The sequence below is a fragment of the Uniformispora flossi genome (assembly GCF_049534875.1).
GTDB lineage: Bacteria > Actinomycetota > Actinomycetes > Streptomycetales > Streptomycetaceae > Yinghuangia > Yinghuangia aomiensis.
Genome location: NZ_JBMULZ010000001.1, coordinates 570,487 through 587,122, shown reverse-complemented (window position 1 = coordinate 587,122; position 16,636 = coordinate 570,487). Strand labels below are relative to the sequence as shown.

General features: G+C 71.3%; 14 protein-coding genes. 1 reads left to right on the top strand and 13 read right to left on the bottom strand.

The genetic code is table 11. The features are described 5' to 3' along the window. Positions 1-16: 16 nt before the first annotated feature. The 6 genes from ACPA54_RS02595 to ACPA54_RS02570 all read right to left on the bottom strand — a co-directional run bounded on the left by ACPA54_RS02595 (position 17) and on the right by ACPA54_RS02570 (position 6,730). On the bottom strand, positions 17-1,654 hold the full coding sequence (locus ACPA54_RS02595; protein ID WP_423526320.1) for an ABC transporter substrate-binding protein: 1,638 nt from the start codon (positions 1,652-1,654) through the stop codon (positions 17-19). Beyond that, positions 1,651-2,592, bottom strand: coding sequence for an ABC transporter ATP-binding protein (locus tag ACPA54_RS02590; RefSeq protein WP_423526318.1), 942 nt, complete (start codon positions 2,590-2,592; stop codon positions 1,651-1,653). The genes ACPA54_RS02595 and ACPA54_RS02590 overlap by 4 nt, the downstream gene beginning before the upstream one ends. Beyond that, a complete protein-coding gene (locus ACPA54_RS02585; RefSeq protein WP_423526316.1) occupies positions 2,589-3,836 on the bottom strand; it encodes an ABC transporter ATP-binding protein in 1,248 nt (415 codons plus the stop codon). Before ACPA54_RS02585 ends, ACPA54_RS02590 begins: the two co-directional genes overlap by 4 nt. After that, positions 3,833-4,768, bottom strand: coding sequence for an ABC transporter permease (locus ACPA54_RS02580; RefSeq protein ID WP_423526315.1), 936 nt, complete (start codon positions 4,766-4,768; stop codon positions 3,833-3,835). The genes ACPA54_RS02585 and ACPA54_RS02580 overlap by 4 nt, the downstream gene beginning before the upstream one ends. A gap of 211 nt (positions 4,769-4,979) precedes the next feature. Beyond that, the gene (locus ACPA54_RS02575) at positions 4,980-5,924 is read right to left on the bottom strand and encodes an ABC transporter permease (protein ID WP_423526313.1); all 945 of its coding nucleotides are present in this window, start codon (positions 5,922-5,924) and stop codon (positions 4,980-4,982) included. After that, complete coding sequence (locus tag ACPA54_RS02570) at positions 5,921-6,730, bottom strand: GntR family transcriptional regulator (RefSeq protein ID WP_423526311.1); 810 nt, start codon at positions 6,728-6,730, stop codon at positions 5,921-5,923. Before ACPA54_RS02570 ends, ACPA54_RS02575 begins: the two co-directional genes overlap by 4 nt. Positions 6,731-7,047: 317 nt before the next feature. Between ACPA54_RS02570 and ACPA54_RS02565 the strand changes: the two genes are divergently transcribed. After that, positions 7,048-8,562: a DUF4246 domain-containing protein gene (locus tag ACPA54_RS02565; RefSeq protein ID WP_423526310.1), complete on the top strand. Its 1,515-nt coding sequence runs from the start codon at positions 7,048-7,050 to the stop codon at positions 8,560-8,562. 101 nt (positions 8,563-8,663) lie between these two features. Here the strand turns inward: ACPA54_RS02565 and ACPA54_RS02560 are convergent, their stop codons facing one another. From ACPA54_RS02560 to ACPA54_RS02530, 7 genes are all read right to left on the bottom strand, one after another. Next, positions 8,664-9,644 carry an ornithine cyclodeaminase family protein gene (locus ACPA54_RS02560; RefSeq protein WP_423526308.1) on the bottom strand — a complete coding sequence of 327 codons (981 nt, stop codon included), beginning with the start codon at positions 9,642-9,644 and terminating at the stop codon, positions 8,664-8,666. A 114-nt stretch (positions 9,645-9,758) separates the two neighbouring features. Continuing rightward, positions 9,759-10,997: a M24 family metallopeptidase gene (locus ACPA54_RS02555; RefSeq protein ID WP_423526306.1), complete on the bottom strand. Its 1,239-nt coding sequence runs from the start codon at positions 10,995-10,997 to the stop codon at positions 9,759-9,761. Beyond that, positions 10,994-12,121, bottom strand: coding sequence for a sugar phosphate isomerase/epimerase family protein (locus ACPA54_RS02550; RefSeq protein ID WP_423526304.1), 1,128 nt, complete (start codon positions 12,119-12,121; stop codon positions 10,994-10,996). Before ACPA54_RS02550 ends, ACPA54_RS02555 begins: the two co-directional genes overlap by 4 nt. After that, complete coding sequence (locus ACPA54_RS02545; RefSeq protein WP_423526302.1) at positions 12,118-13,566, bottom strand: FAD-binding oxidoreductase; 1,449 nt, start codon at positions 13,564-13,566, stop codon at positions 12,118-12,120. The genes ACPA54_RS02550 and ACPA54_RS02545 overlap by 4 nt, the downstream gene beginning before the upstream one ends. Further along, complete coding sequence (locus tag ACPA54_RS02540; RefSeq protein WP_423526300.1) at positions 13,563-14,723, bottom strand: sugar phosphate isomerase/epimerase family protein; 1,161 nt, start codon at positions 14,721-14,723, stop codon at positions 13,563-13,565. The genes ACPA54_RS02545 and ACPA54_RS02540 overlap by 4 nt, the downstream gene beginning before the upstream one ends. Next, the gene (locus tag ACPA54_RS02535) at positions 14,720-15,640 is read right to left on the bottom strand and encodes an ATP-binding cassette domain-containing protein (protein ID WP_423526299.1); all 921 of its coding nucleotides are present in this window, start codon (positions 15,638-15,640) and stop codon (positions 14,720-14,722) included. The genes ACPA54_RS02540 and ACPA54_RS02535 overlap by 4 nt, the downstream gene beginning before the upstream one ends. Then, positions 15,637-16,626: an ABC transporter ATP-binding protein gene (locus ACPA54_RS02530; protein WP_423526297.1), complete on the bottom strand. Its 990-nt coding sequence runs from the start codon at positions 16,624-16,626 to the stop codon at positions 15,637-15,639. The genes ACPA54_RS02535 and ACPA54_RS02530 overlap by 4 nt, the downstream gene beginning before the upstream one ends. Between the last annotated feature and the right edge of the window lie 10 nt (positions 16,627-16,636).

Sequence of the window (16,636 nt, the reverse complement as noted above, 5' to 3'; positions counted from 1 at the left end):
GGCCGGGATGCCGGGTTCAGGAGACCGACACCGTGGTCAGGTCGACGAACCACGACTGGGGTTCGACGAACCCGTGGACGTTGGCCGCCAGAGCGCGCGGGTTGCGGTCGTTGACGACCACCAGCCAGGGCGCGTCCCGGTCGATCAATCCGACGATTTGCGCGTAGATCGCCGACCGCCGGGCCAGGTCCGCCTCCTTGAGCGACTCGCCGAGCAGCCGGTCGACTTCGGGGTTGCTGTAGTGGGTCAGGTTCAGCGGGCTGCCCGAGGCGAACGACGTGCTCCAGGACACCTCCTGAATGAATGTCAGCGAGATGTTCACGGCGTCCGCGCCGTCCGGGAAGCTGCCGGATATGTACGAGGTGAGCATGGCCGCCCACTCGATCGGCTTCAGCTCGACCCGCACGCCGACCTTCGCCAGGTCGCTGCGCAGTTCCTCGTTCATCGGGCCGGGCTGCATGTTGCCCGAGCCGCCGGTCGGATACGACACGGTCATCGAGAAGCCGTCCGGGTACCCGGCCTCGGCCAGCAGTTGCCGGGCCTTCGCCGGGTCGTGGCCGAAGACGTCGTTGGCCGGGTCGTACGCGACGCCCGAGCGTGCCGACAGTTGCGTCGCCGGTTCCGCGGTGCCACCCAGCAGGTCCCTGGACATCTGCTCGCGGTCGATCGCGTAGTTGAGCGCTTGGCGCACCCGTCGGTCACTCAGCGGCCCGTCGGACGTGTTGAACAACCAGGGCCATATGTGGTCGTAGCCGTTGGTCATGATCTGGTAGCCGGCGTCCCGCAACGGCGGCACGTTGTCGGGGCTGGGCGCCTCGATCCAGTTCACCTCGCCGGCCCGGAGCGCGGCCACCCGCGACAACTCGTCCGGCATCGGGCGCAGCACCAGCCGGTCGATCTTCGCGGCACCGCGCCAGTAGTCGCGGTTGGCGTCCAGCACGAGTTCCTGGCCGCGCTTGGCGGATCGGAACACGAACGGGCCGGTGCCGACCGGGTGTTCCGCGAAGCCGGTGTTGCCCCACGTGCGCACGGCCGTGGGGGAGGCCATGAACACCGTCGTCAGGTCGCCGGGCAGATGCGACCACTCGCCTTTGGTGAAGATCCGGATCGTGCGGTCGTCGACCTTGGCGTAGCTCTGCACACCGGTCAACGACAGCGATGCCTGCGCGCCGGCCTGCGGATAGTACTGGGGGCTCTCCTTGTTCAGGTACCGGTCGAGGTTGAACACCACGGCGTCGGCGTCGAACGGCGTGCCGTCGGTGAACGACACCCCTTGGCGCAGGTGGAACGTCCATGACACCCCGCCCGGGTCCTGCTCCCAGGACGTCGCCAGGCTCGGCACCGCGTTCGGCACGTGGTCGCCTTGGGCGAGGTCGTAGCGGGTCAGTCCGTCGTACAACTGCATCCCGACGAACCGCGTGCCCTCGTACCCCTGGTCGGCGGACAGCGAGGTGTCCAGGTTGGGGATGTCGGACGCGGTCATGCCGATGGTGAGCACGCCCGGCTTGCCGGACTCGGCCCCGTCCGCCACCGCGCACGCGGCGGTCAGCGCGCTGACCAGGAGCAGCGAGGCCGCCGCCGACACCGCCCGGCGCAGCCGGGACGCCCCGCCGCGAGCTCGCGGCGGGCGGCCCGCGCGCACGTGGCCGTTCACGCCACCGCCTCCTTGACACAGGCCACCCGGTGGCCGTCGGCGGCCGTCCCGGACGGAGCCAGCAGAGCGGGCACCTCGTGTGCGCACCGCTCCTCGGCGATCGGGCAGCGGGTGCGGAACCCGCAGCCGCTCGGCGGCGACGCCGGATCCGGCGGGTCGCCGCGCAGGACCGTCCGCTCACCGCCGCGCCCGGGAACCGACGACAGCAGCGCCTTGGTGTAGGGGTGCCGGGGGTCGGACCACAAGGACGACGCTGGGCCTTGCTCCACGACCCGGCCCAGGTACATGATCGCCACCCGGTCGGCGATGTGCTCGACCACCGCGAGGTCGTGGCTGATGAACAGGTACGCCACCCCCAGGTCCCGTTGCAGCTCGGCGAGCAGGTTCAGCACCTGCGCCTGCACGCTCTTGTCCAGCGCGCTGACCGCCTCGTCGCACACCACCAGGTCCGGCCCGGTGGCCAAGGCGCGCGCGATCGCCACCCGCTGCAACTGGCCGCCGGACATCTCGTGCGGATAGCGGTCGGCGTACGCCGGGGCGAGGCCGACGCGGTCCAGCAGTTCCGGGACGCGGGCGGACCGGTCGGCACGCCCGACGCCGTGCACCCGCAGGTTGAACCCGATCGACGAGCCGATGGTCAGCCTCGGGTTGAGGCTGGTGCGCGGGTCCTGCGGCACCACCTGGAGCCGGGACCGCAGCTGACGCAGCGCCTTGCCGCGCATTTTGGTGATGTTGACGCCGTCGAAGGCGACCGCCCCCGCGTCGGCGTCGACCAGCCGCAGCAGCATCTTCGCCGTGGTCGACTTGCCGCACCCGGACTCGCCGACGATGCCGAGGGTTTCGCCCCGGGCGACCTCCAGGTCGATGCGGTCGACCGCGCGGACGCCGCCGGGATACGTCTTGGTCAGGCCGACGGCCTGGAGCAGCGGGCCGTTCACCGGACCACCGCCTCGGACGCGTCCGACGCGTCGGGGGAGCAGGGGGAGCCGGGGGTGTCGTCCGCGACCGGCACGGCGGCACCGGAGACCGACGAGGTGGCGCTGTCGGCCGCCACCACCGGGCATGCGGCCCGACGCACTTCCGCCGAGGGCTCGTCGGCGGCTTCCGCTTCCGGCACCCGGGCGGGTGCCAAAGCACCGACCTCCGACGGCGGTTCCGGGATCCGCAGCACGACCGGTAGCAGTTCCGGCGGCGCCTGCACACAGGCGGACACCGCCCGGGCGCAACGCGGCGCGAACGGGCAACCCGGGAAGTCCTCGCCGGTGGCCGGCGGCCGCCCCGGCAGCACGGCCAGGCTCCCGCGTTCGGCCCCCGGCGTCGGAAGCGCCGCCAGCAGACCGGCGGTGTACGGATGGCGCGGGTCGCGCAGCACCTGCGCCGCGGGCCCGCTTTCCACCAGGCGTCCCGCGTACATCACCCGGATGCCGCCGCCCAACTGCTCGGCCACCCCCACGTCGTGGGTGACCAGGATCAGCGCCATGCCCAACCGGGACTGGAGGTCGGCGAACAGGTCCAGGATCTGCGCCTGCACCGTCACATCCAGTGCCGTAGTGGGCTCGTCGGCGATGAGGACCCGAGGGTCGCAGGCCACCGCGATCGCGATGACGGCCCGCTGGCGCATACCGCCGGACAACTCGTGCGGTCGGCTGCGCGCCACGCGAGCCGGGTGCGGGATGCCGACCAACGCCAGGAGTTCCAGGGCACGTTGACGTGCCTCTGCCCGGGACGCGCACACGCCGTGGGTGCGCAGCACCTCGACGAGTTGCGAGCCGATGCCGCGCAGCGGGTCGAGGGCGCCGGCGGGGTCCTGCGGCACCAGCGCCAGGTGGGGGCCGCGCAGTGCGCGCATGTCGCCGCCGAGGATCTCGCGCCCGTCCAGGCGTACGCTGCCGGTGATCCGCGCCCCGGCGCCGTACAGGCCGAGAATCGAGCGGGCGGTGACGGACTTGCCGCTGCCGCTCTCGCCGAGCAGGACCAGGGTGCCGCCCGGCGCGACCTCGAAGGACACGTCGCGTACCACCGGGACGTCGCCACCGGAGCGGGTGAAGACCGTGGTGAGGTGTGCCACCGCGAGCGCCGGGTCGGCGTCGCGGGACCAGTCGGCGCCGGCGGGCCTGCCGGCCGTGGCGCGGTCCTTGTCGGTCGTGGCAGGTCGGCCTCGGGTGCCGGTCGCCGTGGTCATGCCGTCACCTCCCGGCGGACGTCGAGCAGGTCGCGGAGACCGTCGCCGAGCATGTTGCAGACCACCGAGGCGATCAGGATCGCCGCGGCGGGGACGAGCGACAGCGCGGGGTCGGTGAAGATGTAGGGCCGCAGGTCGTTGACCATCAGGCCCCACTCCGCGTGCGGCGGTGCCGTGCCCAGGCCGAGGAACGAGAGCCCCGCGGCGAAGACGATCGACAGCCCGGCCAGTGCCGTGCAGTACACGACGATGGTCGGCAGGAGGTTCGGCAGCACCTGGCGCACCGCGATGGTGCTGCGTTTGGCGCCGGACGCGCGGGCGCTGTCCATGAAGTCCATGCCGCGCAGGCGCGCGGTCTCGGTCTCCGCCACCCGGGCCACGGGGGGCACCAGCACCACCGACAGCGAGATCACTGCGTTCGACACCCCGCTGCCGAGCGAGGCGCCGATGGCCACGGCCAGCAGCACGGCGGGGAACGCGTACAGCACGTCGAGTGTGCGCATGACGGCGGTGTGCACGACCCGTCCGGCCAATCCGGCGGTGATGCCCAAGGCGCTGCCGAGGACCGCGGCGATCAGCACCGGGACCAGGCCCGCGATCAGGCTGGGCCGCGCCCCGGCGACCACCCGGGCCAGGACGTCGCGGCCCTGGCCGTCGGTGCCGAGAAGGTGCCCGTGTTCGCCGAATCCGTACAGGCGCTGGTCCAGGTGACTGGTTTCGGTGTCTCCGGTGATCAGCGGACCGAAGGCGGCCAGGAGCAGCAGGACGGCGGCGACCGAGCCGGAGAACCACAGGCCGAGCGGTACGCGCCGGGCCTGGGGACGGCGCCGCCGCGAGGGCGGCACCGCCCCGGTGGAGGCGCCTGCCGTACGCGGGCCAGGGGAGGTCGTGGACGGCGGCGGTGGCGGCCGGTCGGGAGCGAGGGTGACCATCGTTGACTCCAGTGGTGCGGAGCGGAGGTGGGACGCAGGCGGATGGATCGGAATCGGGGCGGGGATCGGGGCGGGGATCGGGACGGGAAACGGGCAGCACGAGCCGGGCCGGGCACGAACGGCCGCGATGCCGGGGCGGGAAGGCGGTTTTCGGGGACGCCGAAGGCAGGGCCGTCCGATCACGCGATCGGCGGCGCCGGCGGGTCGTCGCTCAGCGGGTCCGCAGCCTCGGGTCGAGCAGGGCGTGGAGGGCGTCCACCAGGACGTTCAGCAGCACCAGGACCACGGCGGAGACCAGCACCCCGGCCTGGATGACCGGCATGTCCCGGGCGGAGATCGACTGGTACACCAACTGGCCCAGGCCCGGCCAGGAGAAGATCGTCTCGACGAACACCACGCCGCCGAGCAGGTAGCCGATCTGGAGACCGGCGACGGTCATCAGCGACGGCAGCGTGTTGTGCACGGCGTGCAGCAGAATGCGCCGTTCCGACAGCCCTCGGGCGCGCAGCGCCTCCACGAAATCCTGCCCGAGGACGTCCAGCAGGCTGGAGCGGAACAACCGGGCGATCACCCCGGCCGGGACCAGGGCGGCGGTCAGCGCCGGCAGGAAGGCGTGGTGCAGCAGGTCCAGGAGTCCGTCGGAGCCCACCGCATGCATGCCGGTGACCGGGAACCACCCGGTGCGCAGCGCGAGATAGGCGATGAACACGATCGCGACGGAGAACTGCGGCAACGACACCGCGACGACGCTGCCGCCCGAGCACAGCCGACCGATCAGGCCGCGCGGGCGGATCGCACCCAGCGCCCCCAGGGCCACGCCGAGGACCACCGCCATCAGCGCGGCGATCCCGGCCAGCACCGCCGTGTTCAGGAACGCGTCCCACACCAGCGGTCCCGCCGACTGCTGGTGCGCGATGCTGCGCCCCAGATCGCCGGTCAGCGCGTGGCCCAGCCAGTGCAGGTACTGCGACGGCACCGGGTCGTCCAAACCCAGGCGCGACCGCAGGTCGGCCACGGTGTCGGGGGAGGCACCCGGCCCGGCCATGGTGGCCACCGGGTCGCCGGGGATGAGTTTCACGATCGCGAAGACGATCACCGACACGCCGAGCAGGGTCGGCAGCGCCCAGCCGAGGCGGCGGGCCAGGAAACCGATCATGACGCGACTCCGCGAGGCCGGGCCGCCGCGGCGGCGGGGACGGTCGTACCGCCCGCATCGTCCGTGGCGGGACGCCGTGCCGTGGACAGCAGCGACACCCGGTCGCCCCGGCAGTGGAACAGCGCGTAGTCGTAGGGGCGACCGTCCGCGGCCCGGATGACCTGCTCGAACGACAGCAGCGGCGCGCCGGGGGAGATACCCAGCAGGTCCGCGGTCAGGTCGTCGGCCAGCGTGGCCTCCATGACCATCTCGGTCTCGCCGATGGTCAGCCCGGACTGCTCCAGCAGCGTGTACCAGTCGAGACGGAAGGGGGTGCCCTCGACGGCGTCCGCCTCCGGGTAGCGCAGGTAGTTGGTGGCGATGCCGTGCGCCTCGCCGTTGCGGTGCCCGATGTAGTCCAGGCGCAGGCAGGGGGATCCGGGGTTCTCACCGAGGTGTTGGGCCACGGAGGGAGGCATCGGAATGGTCTGCCGGTCCAGGATCTCGACGTGCAGCTCGCCGGTGAACACCCCGCTGCGCAACGGCACCACACCGTGCGCCTCGGGCAGGGCGGTCTCGGTGCGGTGCCCGACCACGAGGGTGCCCGCGCCCTGCAACCGCTCGACGATGCCGGCCGCCCGCAGGCGGGTCAGCACATCGCGGACGGTGCTGCGGGAGACCCCGTAGGCCATCATCAGGTCGGCTTCGCTGGGCAGGCGTCCGCGGGTGAAGGTGCCTCGCAGTGCGTCTGCGCGCAGCAGATCATGCAGTCGGCGCGTCGTGTGGTGCCGGCGCCGGCCTCGGAAGTCTGCTCGCAGTGCGGTCATGGCGCAACCGTGGCCGCGGTCCGTTTCCTGCCCGAGACATCCTGATCACGCCCGAGTTACGCGGTTTCGTGTGCCGGTGTCAACGCGCTGACCTGCACGAACAGTTCCCGCAGCGGGGGATACGCGGCTGCGTCCGCCCCCGTCGGGGCCCATGTGCCGTGTCGATTGCGGTGCGTGATCGGACGGTTCCACGACAGCCGCCCTCCCCACCGCGGACCGTCGGCCTCCGGCGGGACGGTGGCGGAGGTGGCGCTGCCGCTGTCGGTTCACTGAACTAGCCTGCCGCGTACGCAGCCCGACTGGGAGGACCAAGAACGTTGACCGGCCTGTCCGCCTTCCCGCTCCCCTTTCATGCTTCCCGCGCCCTGTCGTTCGCGACTCCGCGGACCTTGCGCGAACTTGAGATGATGCAGTGCAGCGCCCATATTCGGGCGAAGCCGGAGTGGTTCGACAAGATGAACGATGCCGGCGTCGTCGCCCGGTGGACGCAAGAAGCGGCGGCTCAGGGTCTTACCGAAGCGCAGGTTCGCTATGTGCTCGCCGAGCTCGCGCACTACGCCGCGCTGCGGGACGAGCGAACAGGTGCCGAGGTGTCCGCCGTCGACGGAGTGTGGCAGTCGGACGCGCTGCTCGACGACGAGCTGCGATCCCGGCTGCGCGAAGCGGTTCGGGTGCTGGAGCAGGTCCCCGATGCGGAACGGGATTGGCACCCCGGGTCGGACGGCCAGGTATTGGACCTGGTTCATCCCTCGCTGTTCTGTCTGGTGCGCGGGGTGAGCGGCGCGCCCGAGCGGGCTTGGCAGAACCCGACAGACCGCTATTCGAAGTACGAGTTCTCGGAGAAGTTCCAGTGGCTGCCTACGGATGTCGACGTCAGTGACGACGGCGATGTCGCCTTCCGTTCGTATGTCAACAACGTCCACCCGGTGACGCATCGCGAGCTGGCCGCGGTCCTGCCCGGCTTGTTCGGACGCCTGCGCCCGCTGCTGGAGAACGTCCTCACCGATCTGCGCCATCCGCGGCCCCTGCGGATCGAGGCCAATCCGTATGGGTGGTACGACGCGGACGCGGAGCCGGAGTATCCGGACGAGTCCGACTACGGCGACGACGACGCCTACGACGAGGCGGTCCGCGCATGGGAAGACGCGCACGACGACTGGTGGAAGAACCGGCGCCCGGTCGTCCCGGACGCCCCGGTCTTCACCCGGCCCGAAATACCCGACGAGTCCGCCCGCGTCGACCTGCGCGGCCGCAGCCTTCAGGTCGTCGTCAAGCTCGCCACCGTTCACCTCACCCCGGACAAGCCCGCATACCCCGGGGGTTCGTGGCATGTCGAGGGGATGCTGAACGAGCGGATCGTCGCGACCGGCATCTACTACTGGGACAGCGAGAACGTCACCGAAAGCCGGCTGAGTTTCCGTGCGGCGCTCGCCGACCCGGGCTATGAACAGAACGACGACAACGGGGTGCGCGAGGTCTACGGCCTGGAGAACGAAGAGCCACTGAACCAGATACTGGGGTCCGCCTCGACTCCGGCCGGCCGCTGCCTGGTCTTTCCGAACATCCTGCAACACCGCGTCGACTCGTTCCGGCTCGCGGACCCGGCCCGCCCGGGATACCGCAAGATTCTCGCCTTCTTCCTCGTCGACCCGTCGGAGAAGATCGTTTCGACCTCCGATGTGCCGCCGCAGCAGCCGTGGTCCGACACCTCCACCATGACGCTGCAGCAAGCCATTGGCTACCGCGAACAACTCATGCACGAACGCAAGTTCTTCGTCGACGAACACAACGAGCAGCTCTACGAACGAGAGTTCTCCCTCTGCGAGCACTGAACCCCGAACCGGGCGACGCGACAGGGTTGCCCTACGCCTCCGGCGGTCACCGCCCGATCCGGCAGCGCGACCGCGTCCTTCTTGATCTCCCCCGTGGATGGTCAATGGGTCAGATCGACCACGCGGCCGATGCCGGCCGCCCGTGCGCGGTCGATGATCAGTCGGGCGGCGGCGAGATCCTGGAGGGCGAGCCCTACCGAGTCGAACAGCGTGATCTGGCTGTCCTTCTCCCGTCCGGGCAAGCGTCCGGAGACCACGTCGCCGAGTTCGACGGCGACATGGGCTTGGTCGATCGCGTGCTCCGCGAGCGGGATCAGGATGTCGCCCGAGTCATGGAGGGCGACGGTAAGACTGTCCACCACAACGCGCGCACGTACGATGCCCTCGGTGTCGATCTCGCGATAGTCGTGTCGCGGAGGCGCGCCGACCGCGTTGACGTGCAGCCCCTCGGTGAACCAGGCGCCACGCACGAGCGGTTCACGGGCCGGGGTGAGTGTGCACAAGACGTCACAGCCGCGCACTGCTTCCTCGGCCGTCTGGGCTACGGTCACCGGCAGTTCGCGGTTACGGGCGACGAACGCTTCTATGGTCGCCGCGGATCTGCTCCAGACCAGTACCCGTTCCAGCGGCAACACCGCACGAAGTGCGGCCACGTGTGCATCGGCCAGGGCACCGGCGCCGACCAGGCCGAGTACGCGGCTGTCCGGTCGGGCAAGATGCCTGCTGGCCACCGCCGACGCCGCGGCCGTCCGGCACTGGGTGAGCGCCCACCCGTCGATGACCGCCTCGCACGCCCCGGTCTCGGGATCGCCGACCAGCAGCGTAGAACGCTGCGCGGGGCGCCCGAGTGCGCGATTGTCGGGCATGTCCGCGAGCAGTTTGACGCCGACCGCACGCAGTTCCCGGGAGGCCGCGGCCATGGGCAGGTAGGCGTGGGTCGCGGGGGGCAGTCGCAGCGGGACAGGCGCGGGTTGGTCGGCGGTGCCGACGGTGAGTTCGGCGTGTGCGCGTGCCACGGCGTCGATGACATCCCGGTGGTCGAGCAGGGCGAGGACGTCGGAGCGGGTGAGGATGAGGGTCATCGGGAGGGTGTTCCTTCCGGTGGCGCGTGGCGATGGCCTCGCGGTGGCGTCGGTCGTGGGGCCGGGGTTTCGCGGGCGCCGCGACAAGTGGTGGTCGCGGCGCCTGCTCGGCCCTCAGGTACCCACGACGACCAGCCGGTTCGGCAGGCTGTTGAGCTCCTCGTAGCCGTCTTCGGTCAGCAAGACGGTGCCGCCCAGGCACACCCGGTGCCCCTCGTACAGGGCGTTGGCCTCGAAGGCGAAGGCGACACCGGGGACGAGGGTGAAGTCGCCGTCGCGGGCCACGACCGGCGGCAGGGCGGGGAGGTGGGCCAGGCCGGGGTCGTTCTCGGTGCCGACGTGGGTTGCGCCGTTGAACATCACCGGCGACACGGTCTGTACGAGCGGGCCGGTGTTCCACACTCCGGCGCGGTGGAGCGGTTCGTGCATGGTGTCGCACAGTTCCGCAAAGGTGATGCCGGGGCGCAGGGCCGCGAGGCCGCGCTGATGTGAATCGAGCACGATTTCCTCCAGGCGACGGATCTCCGGGATCGGTTCGCCGAGTGCGACGTCGATCTGCTGCTGGCTCTCGAACCCGCCGTAGAAAGCGAAGATTTCGGCGGCGATGGTGTCGCCGCGGCGCAGCACGCGGGGGCGGCCGCCCATGCCCATCCACTCCGGCTGGCCCCAGGCGAACCGCGAGGGCCCGCTGCGCTCCAGGATGTAGGGGCTGTAGAACGGGCTCCCGCCGCCCGCCAGGATGGCGCCGACGGCCGCGCCGACGCACGCGCTCTCGTACGCGCCCGGTTTGGCAGCCGACACGAACGCATCGCACGCGTCCTCACCGAGTTGGGCCGCCTTGCGGATCATGTCGCGTTCTTCGGGACTCTTGACCACCGCCAGCATCTCGAACTCGACTGCCATGTCCACGAATTCCGCCTTGGGCACGGCGCTGGCCAGGTGCTGCCAGGTGCTCGCGGGGATGCAGCCGGCTCCGGCACCGACGGCGCGACTACTCATGCCGACAATGCCGACGGCGCCGTCGGCCACGCCGCGTTCGTGCAGCGCGGCGGCCAGGAGGGCGGCGGGGTTGCCGATCCGGACATCGTCGACCCACCGTTCATACGCGGCCCCGGGGGCGTCATAGCGGCCAAGGGGGAAGCGGCCGACCAGGTGTGCGGGGTCGTCGGCAGCCGTGATCAGCGCGATGCCGTGCAAGCCCTCGTTCGTGACGTAGCGGTCCCATTGGTCGCGTTGGGTGCCGAACACCGCCAGGGCGGCGAGTCCGTGACGGGACATCAGGTCGCGCAACGCGGCCCAGCGGCGGTCGCGTTCGGCCAGGGACAGCGTGGGGAAGAAGTCGGCGGTGCTCACAGGGCGGCCTCCATGGGGATCGCGGTGGATGCGGTGGACGGCTCCAGACCGGGGACGAGCGTGCGCAAGTAGGCGGCGCTGTCGGTGATGAAGTCGAGGGACGCGTCCGGTGTGACGGGGCTACGCAGCTCTTCGAGTCCCGGCGCCTGCCCCCGCGCCGCCCGCTGGGCATACGCGTGGGTCAGGCGGTTGAGTTCGGCCAGTTCGGCGGTGGTCAGGTCCGGATGCGCGGCGTGCCAAACGGGTTCGTCGACGTACAGGGTCATTTCTCCGCGCCGGCCGACGACGCCTTCGATCGACCATGTGGCGAGCGGGGCGTGCGTCACCAGCACGCCGAGAACGCCGGCCCAGTCGACGACACCCTCGCCGCACGGGGCGAGGAACCGGCCGATGCCGTTCTCGGTGGGCAGCAGCGCGGCGTCGCGGAGCTGGGTCTGGCGTACGTACGGGGCGACCCGGCGGGCGGCCTCGACCGGGTCTTCGCCGCGGACCAGGACGTTCGCGGTGTCGAGGCAGATGCCGAACGCGTCCGGACCCGCGTCTTCGACGAGCCGCACGACTTCGAAGGTGGTGATCTCCTCGTGGGTCTCCAGATTGAGGTGCGCCCCGGCGTCCCGGAGGACGGGCGCCAGGCTCCGGAGTACCCCGGCGGTCGCGGCGAGTTGGTCGGACCAGGCGACATCGGTACGAAACCGGTCGCAGGCGTATATTCCGGGGATGTGGAACTGGTAGTTGGCGGTGGCCGTCCACAGCTCGCGGATGTCCGCCGATGCGCAGGCCCGGATGACGCGTGCCAGGCCGCGCAGGTAGTCGCCGTCGCCGAGGGCGCGGATGTGCGGCGCTTCCGGGGTCGCGAACGGGTTGACCTTGGCGGTGCCGACTTCGAGGTACAGGCCGAGTTCGGCGGCCAGGGCGACCACGTCCCGCAGTTCACCGGAGTCCAGGGTCGGGCTGAGGTCGAGCGCGGAGCGGAAGAAGGCACCGTCCAGGCCGAGTTCGGCGATGCGGCGCAGCACTGCCGGCGGGCGCAGGTCCGCGGCCTCGGCGAGCTTGCTGACGTCGACGCCGATCCGCGGCCGCGCGGCGGTCCGGGGCCCGGGTGCCGGCGGGGCGGAGGCGTTCATTCCGTGCCGCCGGTGAGGTCGACCAGTCCGCCCCGGAAGACGTTGTGCGGGTCGTAGCGGCGTTTTACCGCCACCAGCCGCTGGTACTTCGTGCCGTATACCTCTCGTGCGGTGGCGGCGTCCCCCTGGACGCTGGTGAAGTTGATGTAGGTGCCGCCCTGGTGCGGGGCGAGCGCGTCGGCGAACTCGGTCGCCCATGCCATGAGCTCCGGCTTTTCGTCGGCGAACTCGAAGTCGGCGCCGATGTTGCCGGAGAAGGGCAGGCCGTGTGAGTTCATGGCGGTGGCGTCCGGGTCGCGACGCGACATCGCGCCGCCACCTCCGATGACCTCGAACGGGCACATCATCTGGTGGGCGATGTTCGAGTGCGCCTGCAGTGGTCGCCCGGGGTAGCGATCCACATGGTCGAGGCACAGGTCGATGACGTCGTCGTCGAGCGAGGCGAGGAACAGATGCTTCCAGTAGTGGCCGACGCCGTAGCGGAACTCGTCGTCGGTGGAGTGCTGGAGTTGGACATGCGGCACCGTCCGCGTGGTCGACCAGATCGGCGGCGCCTGCGCGAACATCGGTGCTGTCAGCTGCGGTTCGACGTCAGGATCGCCGTAGGTCACGGTGGCCACGGAAAGGATCGGCGTGCCGCGGTGGTCGGTGGGTACCTGCGACCAGTACGGCGGACAGGTCAGCAGCCGCGCGTAGGTGGTGATGTGGTCGGGGGCGGCGAGCGCCCATTCGCGGTAGAAGCGCAGCACGCGGGCGCGGTCCGCGGCGCGGTAGAACGCCTGCCGGATGGTCGCCGGCCCCGGTACGGCGACGTAGCGGAAGGTGAAGGAGGTGACCACCCCGAAGTTGTGGCCCGCCCCGCGCAGCGCCCAGAAGAGTTCGGGGTGTTCGCGGTCCGAGACGTCGAGGATGCGGCCGTCGGCGAGGACCACCGTCGCCGCGGTCAGGTGGTCCACCGTGGCGCCGAACATGCGGGCCAGGTAGCCCGCGCCGCCGCCCAGGGTCAGCCCGGCCACACCGGTGTGCGAGACGACGCCCGCCGGCACCGCGACCCCCAGGTCGGCTGCCGGACGGTCGACGTCGCCCCACCGGCATCCGGCGCCGACGGTGACGGTGCCCGCCGCGGTGTCGAACACCACGTCGCGCATCGGGCCGGTGTCGATCAGGACCGCCCCGTCCATGACGCAGGAGCCTGCCAAGTTGTGTCCGCCGCCCCGTACCGTGACGTCGCGGCCGTGGTCGATGGACCATGTCAGGGCCGCGGCGACGTCCTGGGCGGAGCGGCAGGCCACGATCGCGGCGGGGCTGCGGTCGATGTCGGCGTTCCACACCCGGCGTGCCTGGTCGTAGCCGCGCTCGCCGGGGAGCAGAACGTCACAGGTCAACGCCGCACGCAGGTCGGCGAGGCTCCGGGACGGGGCTTCGCGGTGGGTGGTTGAGATCACGTCGGTTCCTCTCCACGGGACGGGAGTTCCGCCTGGGGGGTGGGCAGGTCGGCGATGACGGAACGCAAGTGCGCGGCGCAGCGTGCGGTGAAGTCCTCGGCGGTCCAGTCGTCGTGGACGCCTCGCAGCTGTGCCGGGCCCGGGATGAGACCGTGCTCTGCGCGCAGTTCGCAGTCGCGGCTCAGTCGGAAGAGTTCGGCCAGTTCGGCGGTGGTCAAGTCGGGGTGCCCTGCCCGCCATTGGGGGTCGCCGGGGTGCAGGGTCATCTCCGCCCGGACCGCGCCGATGCCTTCGATGGTGAGCCGGCTCAGGTGCGGTGCGTCGTCGGCCAGGGTGACGAGCAGGTCGGCCCAGTCGATGACACCCTCGCCGCAGGGGGCGAGAAACCGGCTGATGCCCCATGTGTTTCGGCTCCGCCTGGTCCCCGACGCGTGTGCGCCGGGTTCTTCGGGTTCGGGATCCAGGAAGAACAGGGCCGCGTCGCGCAGTTGGGTCTGGCGTGTGTAGGGGGCGACCCTGCGGACCGCGGCGGCCGGGTCCTCGCCGCGGACCGGCACGTTCGCCGGGTCCAGGCAGATTCCCAGCACGTCAGGGCCGACGTCTTCGACCAGGCGGACCAGCTCGAAGGTGGTGATCTCCTCGTGGGTCTCCAGGTTCAGGTGACTGCCGTGGTCGCGCAGGCAGGGGGCGAGCAGGTCCAGAAAACGCCGGGTGGCGGCGAGTTGATCGGGCCACGGCGCTTCGCCGCGGAAGCGATCGGTGCCGTACAGGCCGCGGTACGCGGGTTTGAATCCTCCGGTAGCGGTCCACAGTTCGGTCACGCCGATGGATGCCGCGGCGGCGATCATCGCCTCCATCGCGGCCCGGTAGTCACCGCGTCCGAGGGCGCGCAGATGCGGGAGTTCGGCGGTCATGTACGGGTTGACTTTGCCGATGCCGAACTCCAGGTACAGGCCCAGATCGTCGGCGCAGGCGCGGACGTCTTTGAGGAGCCCGGCGTCCAGAGTGGGCGACACCTCGTACAGGGTGCGGATGTTCACCCCGTCGAGACCGGCGGCGCGCGTGGCCTCCAACGCGGCGAACGCGTCCGGCCACGGCGGTGGGCCGTAGGTGTGTTCGAGTTTGATGTCCTGGCCGATGTCGAAGGTGCGGGTCATGCGGTCGGGCTCACCACCGTCGGATCGTGCGGCACCGTTGCGGACGCCGCGGGGTCGGGTGTCGGGACAGGCGGTCGGGGCGGGGCCGGCGCACCGGCCGCGGCCGAGCGCCGGGCCGCCCTGCGGGACCGCTCGGCCGCCGGATCGAGTGTCGGGATCGCGGCCAGCAGCTCGCGGGTAAAGGTGTGCGCCGGGGCGGCGAAGACGTCGGCGACGGGTCCGCATTCGACGATCCGTCCGCCGTCGAGGACGGCCACTCGGTCGCACAACTGCCGTACCACCGCCAGGTCGTGCGCGATGAACAGCACCGACAGTCCGAGGTGTCGGCGCATGTCGGCGAGGAGGTTGACGACCTGGGCCTGTACGGAAACGTCGAGCGCGGAGACCGGCTCGTCGCAGACCAGGACCCGGGGGCGTACCGCGAGTGCGCGGGCGATGGCGATGCGCTGGCGCTGGCCGCCGGAGAAGGCCCGCGGGAACCGGGTCAGGTGCGAGGCGTCGAGGCCGACCATCTCCAGCGTCTCGACGACCATGTCCCGGCGTCGTCGCCGGTCGCGTTCGATGCCGTGGACCAGCAGGGCCTCGCCGACGATGCGCTCCACCGTCATCCGCGGGTTCAGGCTCGCGTACGGGTCCTGGAAGACCATCTGCACCTCGCGGCGGAACCGCCGCAGGCCGGCACCGCGCGCCGCCAGGACGTCCATGCCGTCGTAGGTGACGCGACCCGCGTCGGGTCGGGTCAGGCCCATCAGGCACCGCACCGTGGTGGACTTGCCCGATCCGGACTCTCCGACCATCCCCAGGACTTCCCCGTGGCCGAGGCTGAAGGAGACCTGGCGCAGCGCCGTATGCCGCACGCCGTGTCGGGCGGCCCGGAAGGACTTGGTCAGGCCCTCGACGTGGAGCAGCCCGGTCATCGCGCGGCCGCCATGCTTGCGGGCATCGGCCGGTGGCAGGCGACGCGTTCACCGTCGTCGCCGACCGTTTCCGGCAGCTGTTCGCGGCATACCTGCTCGCTCCGGACGCAGCGTGGGTGGAACGCGCATCCGGGGGGCCGTTCCGTGGGCGACGCGGGGGCTCCCGGCACGGTGCTCAGCGGGCGGGCCGGGTCGCCGTCAGTGCGCGGCACCGAGCGGAGCAGGGCGTCCGCGTAGGGGTGTCGCGGCCCGGCGAAGAACCCGTCGACGCCGCGTTCTTCGACCATGCGTCCCGCGTACATCACCGCGACCCGGTCGGCGAACCCGGCGACCGCGCCCAAGTCGTGGGTGATCAGCAGGACCGCGACGGACATGTCGTCGGAGACTTCGGCGATCAGGTCGAGGACCTGCTGCTGGACGCGGACGTCCAGCGCGGTGGTCGGCTCGTCGGCGATCAGCAGCGTCGGCTGGGCGATCATCGCGGCGGCCAGGACGACGCGCTGCCGCATGCCGCCGGAGAACTCCTGCGGATAGGCGTCCAACCGCTCGGCGGCCCTCGGCACGCGCAGCCGTTGCAGCGCCTCCAAGGCCTGTGCGTGTGCGGCGCGGCGCGGCACGCCGCGGATGCGGAGCGGTTCGGCGACCTGGTCCCCGATGGTCATCACGGGGTTGAGGGCGGTGAGCGGGTCCTGCAGCACCATGGCGATCTCGGCACCTCGGACGCGGGCCATTTCCCGGTCGGGCAGCGTGAGCAGTTCGCGGTCGCCGAGTCGGACGCTGCCGCCGACCCGCAGCCCGGCGGTCAGGCGCATCAGCGCCCGCGCGGTGACCGACTTCCCGGAGCCGGACTCGCCGACCAGGGCGAGCCGTTCGCCGGCGCGCAACGTCAGGTCGACATGGTCGACGAGCCGCACGGATCGCGCGCGGCGGGTCGGTGGGGGGACGTCCACGGTGAGGCCGCGGACCGTCAGGACGGTCGCACGCATACGTGTCGCC